Origin of the sequence: Sulfolobus sp. A20 (assembly GCF_001719125.1) — an archaeon.
In the GTDB taxonomy this organism is placed as follows: domain Archaea; phylum Thermoproteota; class Thermoprotei_A; order Sulfolobales; family Sulfolobaceae; genus Saccharolobus.
The window spans coordinates 2,220,580-2,232,263 of sequence record NZ_CP017006.1 but is presented as its reverse complement, the minus strand read 5'-3'; the positions used below and the strand labels follow the sequence as shown (position 1 = coordinate 2,232,263).

The window sequence follows — 11,684 nt, the reverse complement described above, 5'->3', positions numbered from 1 at the left end:
TTTTGATATTTAATTGACTTATCTACGAAAGGTTATTAAGTAGGAAAAATATAATAATGTTCATGATCATAAAACCTGAACCAACGATAAAAGATTTAAATTTTATAATAGATAGCTCAGGTTTAAAGCCAAATGATTTACTAAACATGTACAAGAAAATGGTCACAATAAGGTATTTTGAAGAGGGGATTAGGAAAGTATACCATGAGGGGAAAAACCCATTTAACATGGCATCAGGAATTATAAGAGGTGAGATGCACCTATCAATCGGACAAGAGGCAGTAGCTGTAGGCTCTTTATATAACGTTAGATTAGACGATGTAGTGGTAAGTACGCATAGACCTCATCATCACGCTATAGCTAAAGGTGTAGATCTAAAGAAATTAGCCTCAGAAATCTTTGGAAAGTCAAATGGATTATGTAAGGGAAAAGGAGGACATATGCATCTATTTGACAAAGAGAAAAACTTCGCTTGTAGTGGGATTGTAGGTGCTTCATTTCCTCAAGCTGCTGGAGCTGCTTTTGCCTTCAAATATTTAGGTAAGGATAATGTAGCTTTTGCATTTGCCGGAGAAGGAGCTTCCAACCATGGAACCTTTTCAGAAACCTTAAATATAGCCAGTGCTTGGGAATTGCCTTTAATAATTGTTATAGAGGATAATAAATACGCTGATTCAACCCCTAAATCATTTGTAATGTCAACCACTTTCCACTATCAAAAGGGATTAGCATATAACGTTCCATCTTACCTCGTTGATGGTATGGATGTGATAGACGTTTACATTACAACAAAGAAAGCTGTTGAGAGGGGAAGGAAAGGATTTGGACCAACACTGATTGAAGCTATAACGTATAGATACGTCGGACACTTTGAGGGAGATGGAGAGGAATACAGAACTAAGGATGAAGTTGAGTTTTGGTCCCAAGTAGATCCTATAAGGAGGTTAGAGAACAGATTATTAAGGCTTAACTTCGCTGATTCAGAAATTTTAGCTAAATTAAGGGAAGAGGCTAGAAGGGAGGTACAAGAAGCTATAGATTTCGCGATGAAAAGTCCGTATCCTAGCCCAGAAGAAGCTTTAAGAGGTGTTTTCGCATGAGGATAAGAGGAATTGCTCAAGCTATAAGCGAGGGAATAAGACAAGAGATGGAGAGGAATGATAAAATAGTAGTTCTAGGCGAGGACGTAACGTACTGGGGGGCAGTGTTCGGTTTTACGATGGGATTATTTGATAAATTTGGTAGGAAAAGAATTATTGACACGCCTATTACTGAACAAACATTCATGGGTATGGGTGTAGGTGCAGCCTCAGTAGGCTTACACCCCGTAATATCCCTAATGTTTGTTGATTTCTTAGGTGCTGGTTTTGATCAGATGTTCAATCACATGGCTAAGAATTACTACATGAGTGGTGGACAATTTCCTATGCCAATTACCGTAATAACTGCAATTGGAGGAGGCTACGGAGATTCCTCACAGCACTCACAAGTACTTTATAGCATATTTGCACACTTGCCAGGTTTTAAAGTAGTAATTCCATCAACACCTTATGATGCTAAAGGATTGACGATCAAGGCTTTAAGAGATCAAAATCCAGTATTTATATTCGGTCATAAATTGCTAACTGGCTTGCCTTTCTTACCTTTTGAAGGCATTGAAGAGGAAGTTCCAGATGAGCCTTATGAAATAGATTTCGGTAAGGCTAAAGTCAGAAAGGAGGGAAGTGACATAACGATAATAGGAACAGCACTAATGGTTCATAGGAGCTTGAAGGCTGCTGAAATGTTGGAGAAAGATGGAATTTCGGCTGAGGTGATAGACTTAAGGACTCTAGTTCCATTAGATGAAGAAACTATTATCAAATCAGCTAAGAAGACTGGGAGAGTCTTGATAGTTGATGAGGATTATATGAGTTACGGTATGACCGGAGAGATAGCTTTCAGAATTCAAAGTAAGACGCTAAGGGAGTTGAAAGTACCGATTTCGAGGTTAGCAGTGCCAGATGTTCCAATACCTTTCTCAGAACCGTTAGAAAATGCGGTAATACCAAGTGTTAAAAGCATATACGATGAGGCTAAAAAATTATTAATGCATTGAAATAAATATTCTACCATCCCTCTTTTCATCAAACAATCCCTTTAAGGCTTCAACACCGTTCTCTAAGTTATAAATTTTCCAAGTCTTTACTTTACAATCCCTGCATAAATCTAATAACTCTACGAAGTCCTTTCTATTACCCCTATTAACTCCTAGTATACTTATGTGTTTAGAGTATAGTTGGCTTAAGTTTACCTTAACTTCAGCACCCAGTAAGGTACCAAAAGTAACTATCCTTCCCTTTAAGCCAACAACTGAGAAACTCTTATCCCAAAATTGAGAGCCTAATGAATTAATCACCACATCACCCATCTTGCCCTTTGTGAAATCCTTAACCTTCTCTTCCACCTCGTCATAACTAACTACTAGATCTGCCCCAAAATCCTTAAGCCATGATTTTCTGCTCACGGCTATTACCTTAGCCCCAAATTTCTTCGCTAATTGCACTATGAACATTCCAGTGTTCCCAGAAGCTCCAAATACAATTACTGTTTCGGACGGTCTTAGGTTAGCCTCTTTTAAAGCGTGATATGCTGTCAAAGAAGCTACTGTCAAACTAGATCCCATTTCCCACGAATACTCATCTGGTAACTTAAACACATACTTTTCCTCTACTGCTACATATTCTGCGAAACCGCCGTTAGCGTCAACTCCTATCCTTCCACCATTCCTGCACACAGTCTCATATCCAGCCATGCACATATCACAAGTTCCATCAAATATTCTTCCATAGATTGTTACCTTATCCCCTACTTTCACACTCTTTACGTGATCTCCTACTTTTGCAACTTCCCCACTGAACTCTACTCCGGGAATATGAGGTAAGGGATTTACCTTAAGGCTATTCACAGTGTAATAATCAACTGGATTAACTCCAGCCATTTCGACTTTTATTAAAACATCATGGCTTTTCACTTCTGGATCTTTATATTCAGTATACCTTAAGTTCTCAATACCGTTCTTATCAAATACTAAAGCCTTCATCAATTAAAGATAATGAAAACGTGGTATTAAAATCGATTGTTCACTAACTAACCTTCTAAAAATTCCATTAAAATAGTTTTATTAAGCAAAATACTTTCTATTGTCCTCACGACCTTATTAAAATAATCAGTCCAACGTTTTATGCTTAATACACCCTTAGACGAAAAAAGTTAATGTGAAAAGGAATGAGTGTTAAAATTAAATCGAAGATAACGATAGGAGTATTACTGATGATTTTCCTCCTTTCAGTAATCTTCACAATAGAAAACGTTTCATTAGCTCAGACTTCTCCTCAAATACCAGTATATAAGGTAGTAGGTTCCGCTGATCTCTCTAACCCGGGCAGTGCTAGCTATTGGGCACAAATACCTTGGATCAATATATCTTTAACAGCTAATATACCAATGGCTCCTACTTCAGGATTAACACACTATCTTTTAGTTAAGGCTGCTTGGAATGGGTCATGGATATTTATACTCGAACAATGGCAAGCACCAGAGCCAGCATTTAACGTTTGGTCAACGGCTGCTGCTGGTATATATCCTAATGCTTCTGGTCCAGGGTTATTTAGAATAATTGAGCTCACCCCCGGAACTACGTACACTTTAGAGAAGAACTATACCAATTACGTTTCAATAATAAATGGGAAAGAAGAAATGGGCAGGATAGTTTTCAATTACTCTGGAATAGTTTTACCAGCTCCAAACAATACTCAAATAACCGTACTATCTAATGGAACGATATTACTATGGCACTCATTGAGACCGATGGAGGACTTATTATATAGTGATGGCATGTTTTATGGTTACTACACCAACTCAACGTGGTATTATCCAGATAGGGCTGCAATAATGTGGTATTTAGGAAGTGGTACACCAACTAAAGATGGCATGAACATAGGTGGAAAATACCCCGGGCAAAATTTTGATGGAGTAACGTTTAAGGATGCTGGAGGATCTTTAGCCCAAGCTGGGGGATCAGCGAATATATGGATGTGGGTATCCGGTGCTACTTGGAATAATTCTACTTATGACCCCGCATTTAAAGCAAACATTTGGCAAAACGAGTCATTAACTGGTTTACCCTATGTTGATCCTAATGATCACGGTTTCGCTGTTCCATTATATTCAAATAATACTAACATGTATGAGGTGGACACAGCCGGAATATGGTATACTCCAATAAAATCTGAGGGATTGAATGGGTCATTATTCTTTATATGGACTGGGGCAAAGTATGAAAACGGGTCATGGATAGTTGAGTTCGCCAGACCTCTTACAGTTCCTTCTGATTATGAACCATTTATGCCAAATATATCTATAGGAAATACATACTACGTTGCATTTGCTGTATGGCAAGGCAAGTTAGGTGAGACATTATTCGATAAATCAATCACCTCTAGTTTCTTGACGTTAGAATTAGTTACGACTCCGCCTACTACCACGACGACAACAACTACTTCAGTTTCAGTAACTTCTGCCGTACCACCAGCTACACTTTACGTCACAATAGTAGGAGTAGTTATTGCCCTAGTGGCTCTGGTAATACTATATGTGGTGTTTAGGAGATGAACTTTTTTGAACAGTTGAAAGGAAATTTAAACCTTTTTTTAATCATTTTAGGTATATCCTCTTTCCTTCAGTTCGCATTTAAGGAAGCCTTTATGTACCCCTCTATTCTTCCCCTTAACGTCCCAAATGAGGGAATTCTTGAAGCTCTAGGTGGGATATTCTTTTATGTGTACTTTTTCACCCTAATCGTGATATCGGTATTACTAATTCAGAAATATAAATTAATGACGCTAATTAGTGCCTCACTCATAATCTCCCTATTCGTTCCATTAATTCCAAACTATAATACTTCTTTCCTCTGGTACTCGTTTGAAATATTTATAGTAGTAATAGGCATTTCATTAATGATCGAAAGTATCCTTAAATCTTCGCCTTACTCCCTTCTCTTATTACCTACAATGTTTATGGTAGATATAGGTCTATTAGGCTCCATACTACTAAACGTTTTTCATCATGCGCTTTTTACAAGTTATATTACAATTTATTTAATCTCACTACTAGGTTTCTTAATCTACGTTATATTATGGGGAGAAAAGAGAAGTGCCAGAAATTACGTTAGCTTATTTACTGGTGTATTAGCTTTTATCCCATTCATCTTTTTATTACACTCAATAGTTAACAATAGATACTTGGAAATTTTAATGGACATGATATTACCTTCAACACTTGGAATTGACCTCTATAATCCTTACCATATTACGCTCCTAGTATTAGCTTTAGGTCTCTCGGCTATGGGAATTATAATATCGATAATCAAAGGTAATTATTCAGCTGGCATAGGATATTTCATTATAATCTCAACAGTATTTTTAGGCATAGATGGATACTTAATCTTAGTTTATATGATATCCCCTATTATAGGATTCTCTCTAATGACTTATCATGAGAAAAAACGTATAATTGATATTATTAGTCCAACGAGGAAAAGATAAATTTTTTCCAACCATCTTATTTTTTAGTGATTAATTTTGATAAAGTTTAGATTAGGTAAAGGTGAAGAAAGGGAAATCTTAGATTACTCTAACTTAACCTTCTTCAGGAAGTTAGCGAGTAAGATGAGAGATCCTAAGACTAGATTTGACGTGAAAGAATTCGTGAGCAAAGGGGAGGACTATTTATTTAATTACACTAACAAAAACGTAGGTAGTGTAGATGAAAAGAGGAGAAAGTTCCTAAAGTCTTTGATATTTGGAATAGCTGCAGCTGCAGTTGTAGGAATCATTCCGGGGGTTAGAGTTCTCGTTCCACCTACGGTTACTGTGACCACCGGTTTCCCGAAATCGCTCTTAGTAGATTCCTCTGGAAATCCAATAAAAGCTTCTTCTTTACCAGTAAATAGTCCATACATAATAATTTTTGAATACCCAATGACTGGTGAACCAAACTTCTTGATAAACTTAGGGGACTCTAGCGGAAAACCAGTTGAGATTCAACCTACTAAAGTCGTAGTACCTCAAACTGGAAAAACTTACGATTTCCCGGGAGGGGTAGGTCCTAATAAATCAATAGTGGCTTATTCAGCAATTTGTCAACATTTAGGTTGTACTCCACCTTATATCCACTTTTACCCTCCTAGCTACGTTAATCCAAGACAGCTAACAGCTTCAGAACCAGATCAATTAACTGCTGCAGCATTATTAGCGGCAAAAGAAGCTAATGTACCAGCTTTGATACATTGTGACTGTCATGGATCAACTTATGATCCATATCACGGAGGAGCTGTATTAACTGGTCCAACAGTCAGACCTTTGCCTAGTGTCATACTAGAATGGGACTCTTCAACAGATTACTTATACGCAATAGGATCTGTTGGTGTGGCGACATATCCTAACGGTAGTAATGGTATACCATCACAAGATCCTACTGATGACCTAAGCTCGAGTTTTGGAAGTCCAGTAGGAGATAAAACAACAGTCACTGAAACGGAAAATCCTTTCTCGTCATGAGTCCAACGCTTTATTTTTTTATTTTTGATTGATTAATCAATTTTTATGGGAGTATCAGATTGGTTTAGAGAAAGATTGGGATTGGATGACTTACCATTCTTTAGAACACCAGATTATATGTATAACGTCAATTATTGGTTAGGCTCACTAGTAGCTGCTGCGTTCATCTATACAGTAATTTCAGGTTTGATTTTATTATTATACTATAATCCAGAGGCAGGATATTCCTCTACCGAATTCATAATACAGAAAGTGCCCTACGGTTCCGTAATACTATATAGTCATCTTTATGGTGCATATGCTATGATAATCTTAGCATATGTACACATGTTCAGAAATTATTTTGCTGGAGCATACAAAAAACCTAGAGAGTTGTTATGGATAATTGGAGTTATAATGCTTGTACTCACTTTGGGAACAGCCTTTTTAGGATACAGTCTTATTGGCGATGCATTAGCTACGAGTGCTGTAGACGTTGGCGAAGGTATAATAAGCAGTATACCGGGATTATCAATTTTCATTCCTATCCTGTTTGGAAACTATGATGCAGGAGATTATGGAAGAGTCTTAGCTTGGCACATAATCTTCGTAGCCCTAATAGGCTTACTATTCGCCTTCCACTTCTTCTTAGCTGAACATTATGGCATGATGCCTTCAAAGAAAGTTAAGGATAAAGCTCCTGCAGTATATACAAAAGAAGAGTGGCAAAAGTTCAATCCTTGGTGGCCTAGAAACTTTGTATATATGATGTCACTAATCTTCTTAACCTGGGGATTCATACTACTAATACCTAACGCCTTAGCATACTTAAACGGTTTACCCCAGCAGCTAAATCCCTTCTTAAATCCTAAACCTGCCCCTCCACCTAATAGCCCAGCAGCAGCACATATTACAACTTATCCTCCATGGTTCTTCCTATTCCTATATAAGATAGCAGACTTCACAAGCGACGTTGTGATATTCTTATTTATCGGAGTTATCATCCCATTACTATATCTAATTCTGGTCCCTTTCATAGATAGATCGCCTTATCTAAGCCTAACAAAGAGAAGGTTATTCACGGCCTTTGGTATATTAATGATTACCTACCTAATACAAACAACGATCTGGGGGGATTTAACACCTGGAGTAGAAATACCAATAGCCCAGCAAGTGATGGTCTACTTACCACCGGCTATCATTACTTTAGTGGGAGTTTTCGTTATGCCTGCTAAAACAAATAATAAAGCAATCGCTAACCCGTTAAGCATCTTAATTCTTTTGGTAACTTCTATATTATTTGGTGGGGCTCTAGTAACTTTAATCGCTTCCCCGTCACTATTAACCATAATTGCATTCACCTTATTTACGTTAGTATTTATCCTATCTATAAAGAATATATCGCCAATAGCGCTGAAGATTGAGAAACAAGAGCAAACCATAATAACTCCTGAAAAGCCGAGAAACAGAGAACTAAAGAAGAAAATAGCTGAAGTATTAATAAGCATCCTCTTCATCTTTGCAGTCATATTAGCTTCTCAACTGTGGGTAATACCTGCAACTGGCTACCTTTCTAACTTGTTTGGGATCGATCTAGGGTTAATATTCATAATGCTGGGTGAGGCGATATCTTTATACCATTACGTAGTTTATAGGAGGGATTAACAAGCATGGTTAGAAAGGTGATGAGGTATGATAAATGTAGGACTTTATTATAAGGTAAAGAAGGGATATGAAAAGGACTTTGAGGAGAAATTCCTCGAGGTATTAGGAATATTAAAGAAAACGAACTCAGGTTTAATTGAAGCTAAGCTTTACAAGTCTGTAGAAGATCCCACAGACTACTTAATATACACTGAGTGGAAGGATATAGAATCTTTTAAAAAATTCACCCTAAGTGAAGAATATAAAAACACTATCAATTACGGAAAGAATATACTAGAAGGAAAACCTAAGCATAGAATACTTAAAGAATTAAACACGTAAGCTATTTTTCAACCAATTTCATAAATTTTTTACATAATTTTCATCTTTAATTATACCTTAACACTTCACAAAGTGAGGATATCATATGCCCTTCAGTTTTGGCTCCAAATATCTAACTAACAAGTAGTTTACTCCTTCAATCACGATTACCCCAGTGAGGACTGGGTGTAATATATAAAATAATTTTACCTTTTCTAACACACCCAGAAAAGTAACTAACAATGAGGGTGGGTGTTCTATATTTAAAACTACTTCCACGAGGAAGGATAAGAATGATGCTAACGTAGCGTACACGATAGAGCTAAGATTAAAAAGGGAGAATAGGACGGCTATCACACTACAAAGTAGATAGGAAGATAAGACGGTTAAGTTTCTATTCATTTTCCAATCCGGATCAGCGTATTTAGTAGAAGCTGTCGCAATAAAGGGTGGTAAAATGAATTCAGTCCTAGTTATTATCGTAATCAAGACGAGTAAGGAGATAGAAATAATTAAGTTAAGAACAGAAACAATTTTTTTAGCATTGCCTGCCTCCATATGTTTTGAAAAATTGAAACAGTTGAATAAAAAACTAACTACTTAATTATTCTCTCCTCCTCTAATAGCGTTTCTCCCGAAGCTTCCTCTAACGGCTTACTCTTAGTCTCTGGTATGAATAACAGAGTTATTATGGCAGAGACTAAAGCCACACTGCCTAAGAACCCAACTGCGAAGGACTCTCCGTATGCGTTAAATAGAGCTGGAAACACGAAAGATGTTAGTGCTGCACCTATTCTACCGGAAGCAACGGTTAAGGATTGTATGAATCCTCTTACTTTCGTTGGACTTAGCTCAACTCCTAACATCCCGGAAGCGCTCACTGAGCCCGGTCCTACTTGTGATGAGAAATTGTTCATCCCGTATATTGCAAATGCAATTAAAGGTGAGAAATATAGTCCTGCGAAATCCTTATATAACGAAAAGCTAAATAGTGATAATGCCATTCCTATAAATCCGATAATTTGCAATGGTTTCCTACCAACTCTATCTATGAGCGATAACGCTATCAATCCTCCGGGAATAGTGAAGATTGCTTCTATATATAACTGAAACACGCCCGAGTTTATTCCTAAACTCTTAGCTATTAATGAGGGACCGAACAAGATTCCAGAATATGCCACGATGTCAAATAGGAACCATAATATGCACGCTGCTAGAAACTTACGCCAATATTTAGAGAAGTAATAGCTAAACGAATTATAATCCTTCAAGTCTTTACTTATCATAACTTCTTGTCCCGTTACCTCCTTTACAACGTTTTTCAAGGTAGGTATATCTCCCTTAACTCTTCCTAAGAATCTAGCAGTTTCTGGAATCTTTCTTCTAAGATAAATGACTGAAGCAGCTGGTATTGCTCCAGAAGCTAACACTATCCTCCAAATCAAATCTGGACTTAAGTTAATTGCTGACAAAGCTAAGTATAATAAAGCAGCTGTAGTAGCACCAAAGCCCCAAAAGAGTCCAAAGCCTAAGGCAATAATTTTCCCCCTATCCTTAGCGTTAGAGTGTTCCGCCATTATCATTGGTGATAGGACGTAATCTGCCCCTACCCCTATGCCCAATAATAGTCTAATTAGAACCAACTCTAATGGATTGCTCACGAAAGCTTGAAGAATAGCACCTATCGTTAGAAGAGTCACATCGATCCCATAAAACTTCTTTCTGCCCATGTTCGAGAGCAAACCGAAAACTATTGCTCCTATTGCTGCTCCTATTAGGGCAGAGCCAGATATAAGGGATGTGTAGAGAACATAGTCTGAACTTTTCTGAGTTATCCCGAAGCTTGAGAGTACAGTTAATAACACTATGCCTACTGATGATAGATCGTACCCGTCAGTGAAAACTCCCATTCCAGTGGTTATCAAAGACTTCCAGTGAAACCAACTCAACTTTTTATCGTCTAATGGCTTAAATGGATTCATACTTCATCTACAATTACCTAGGATATGTTATTTATAAATATTATTAATTTTACCCTTTATATTTCTATATAGTTAGAATATTGAAAAATATGTTACATAGAATTATATAGCCTATTTATTCTATATAGGGAAAATTTTTAACGTTTCCTATATTGATCAACACATGGACGCTATCTTAATTGGGATTATTTTAGGGATCGTTCAAGGTATAAGTGAGTGGATACCAATTAGTAGTAAAACCCAAATCTTATTGGTCTCAACCCTTATCTTGGGTTTGTCCTTCTCACAAGGTTATGCCTTTGGACTGTTCATGGAGATAGGAACCATATTCGCTGCTATAATATACTTTAGGAGAGAAGTGTACAACGTTATTTTGGCAATAGTGAAGTTGGGTAAAGGTGGTGATTTAAAACTATTGGTTTATTTAATAGTGGTTACGATAATCACTGGAATAGTAGGAGTTCCTATCTATCTATTTATAGTGAATCTGATAACTGGACCGGTAGTTGGAATACCAATGAGTATTCTGGGCTTAGTGTTAATAATTGATGGGCTAGTGATCTACCTATCTAGAAAGAAATTCGTCCCAAATAGAAGCTTAAAGGACATGAGGCTTAAGGATTTCATAATAATTGGAATAGCTCAAGGCTTAGCAGCATTACCCGGAGTTAGTAGGTCAGGGATGACCACGTCAGCGTTATTATTACTTGGCGTAAAACCTGAAGAAGCCTTTAGGCTATCATTCTTAGCCTTAATCCCAGCTGCATTAGGGGCTATAGGGGTCTCGGTTATTATCTCAAAGCATACAGTAACTAATGTAATACATATTATAAGTCTCAATGCATTGGTAATTTCAATAATTGTAGCTACGCTAGTCAGCCTAATTCTAATAGAGTCGTTGCTGAGGTTCGCTAAGAGTAATAGAATACTTCTCCTTGTATTCACATTAGGAGCTATAGCATTAATTAGCGGAATTATAAGCGGTCTGACCTCCTACTTGCCCTAAAGGTGAGGGTTCTACTGAGGTCTAAGGGGTTACTCTGGTGGAAGAGATTAGGAATGATAATGGAGGAGAATGCTGACCAACCCTCGTTATTCTTCTGTAATATAGCTGTGCATTAACTCCCGATACACCTTTATACTTCTCATAATACTTGTC

At 37.2% G+C, this 11,684-nt stretch carries 11 protein-coding genes; 8 read left to right on the top strand and 3 right to left on the bottom strand.

Going from position 1 to position 11,684, the window contains the following annotated elements; all coding sequences use genetic code 11:
• Nucleotides 1-62 precede the first annotated feature (62 nt).
• Both BFU36_RS11575 and BFU36_RS11570 read left to right on the top strand, forming a co-directional pair.
• A complete protein-coding gene (locus BFU36_RS11575; RefSeq protein WP_069284171.1) occupies nt 63-1,100 on the top strand; it encodes a thiamine pyrophosphate-dependent dehydrogenase E1 component subunit alpha in 1,038 nt (345 codons plus the stop codon).
• On the top strand, nt 1,097-2,098 hold the full coding sequence (locus BFU36_RS11570; RefSeq protein ID WP_069284170.1) for an alpha-ketoacid dehydrogenase subunit beta: 1,002 nt from the start codon (nt 1,097-1,099) through the stop codon (nt 2,096-2,098). The genes BFU36_RS11575 and BFU36_RS11570 overlap by 4 nt, the downstream gene beginning before the upstream one ends.
• On the opposite strand, the gene BFU36_RS11565 is transcribed toward BFU36_RS11570, so the two are convergent.
• Nucleotides 2,087-3,082, bottom strand: coding sequence for an alcohol dehydrogenase catalytic domain-containing protein (locus BFU36_RS11565; protein WP_069284169.1), 996 nt, complete (start codon nt 3,080-3,082; stop codon nt 2,087-2,089). The two genes, BFU36_RS11570 and BFU36_RS11565, sit on opposite strands and share 12 nt — an antisense overlap.
• A 185-nt stretch (nt 3,083-3,267) precedes the next feature.
• On the opposite strand from BFU36_RS11565, the gene cbsA reads away from it, so the two are divergent.
• From cbsA to BFU36_RS11540, 5 genes are read left to right on the top strand one after another with little or no spacing between them, the layout of a single operon-like run.
• A complete protein-coding gene (cbsA, locus tag BFU36_RS11560) occupies nt 3,268-4,653 on the top strand; it encodes a cytochrome b558/566 subunit A (RefSeq protein ID WP_069284168.1) in 1,386 nt (461 codons plus the stop codon).
• A complete protein-coding gene (gene cbsB, locus BFU36_RS11555) occupies nt 4,650-5,585 on the top strand; it encodes a cytochrome b558/566 subunit B (protein ID WP_069284167.1) in 936 nt (311 codons plus the stop codon). The genes cbsA and cbsB overlap by 4 nt, the downstream gene beginning before the upstream one ends.
• A 36-nt stretch (nt 5,586-5,621) precedes the next feature.
• Nucleotides 5,622-6,599, top strand: coding sequence for a Rieske iron-sulfur protein SoxL2 (soxL2, locus tag BFU36_RS11550; RefSeq protein ID WP_069284166.1), 978 nt, complete (start codon nt 5,622-5,624; stop codon nt 6,597-6,599).
• A gap of 45 nt (nt 6,600-6,644) precedes the next feature.
• Complete coding sequence (soxC, locus tag BFU36_RS11545; protein ID WP_069284165.1) at nt 6,645-8,243, top strand: proton pump complex cytochrome B SoxC; 1,599 nt, start codon at nt 6,645-6,647, stop codon at nt 8,241-8,243.
• A gap of 27 nt (nt 8,244-8,270) precedes the next feature.
• Entirely contained in the window at nt 8,271-8,564 is a 294-nt protein-coding gene (locus tag BFU36_RS11540) for an antibiotic biosynthesis monooxygenase (RefSeq protein ID WP_069284164.1), read from the top strand.
• An 81-nt stretch (nt 8,565-8,645) separates the two neighbouring features.
• Here the strand turns inward: BFU36_RS11540 and BFU36_RS11535 are convergent, their stop codons facing one another.
• Both BFU36_RS11535 and BFU36_RS11530 read right to left on the bottom strand, forming a co-directional pair.
• Complete coding sequence (locus BFU36_RS11535) at nt 8,646-9,101, bottom strand: HPP family protein (RefSeq protein WP_069284163.1); 456 nt, start codon at nt 9,099-9,101, stop codon at nt 8,646-8,648.
• Between the two features lie 38 nt (nt 9,102-9,139).
• A complete protein-coding gene (locus tag BFU36_RS11530) occupies nt 9,140-10,525 on the bottom strand; it encodes an MFS transporter (RefSeq protein ID WP_069284162.1) in 1,386 nt (461 codons plus the stop codon).
• 163 nt (nt 10,526-10,688) lie between these two features.
• Here BFU36_RS11530 and BFU36_RS11525 point away from each other — a divergent pair, with 163 nt between their 5' ends.
• Nucleotides 10,689-11,531, top strand: coding sequence for an undecaprenyl-diphosphate phosphatase (locus BFU36_RS11525; protein ID WP_069284161.1), 843 nt, complete (start codon nt 10,689-10,691; stop codon nt 11,529-11,531).
• Nucleotides 11,532-11,684 lie beyond the last annotated feature (153 nt).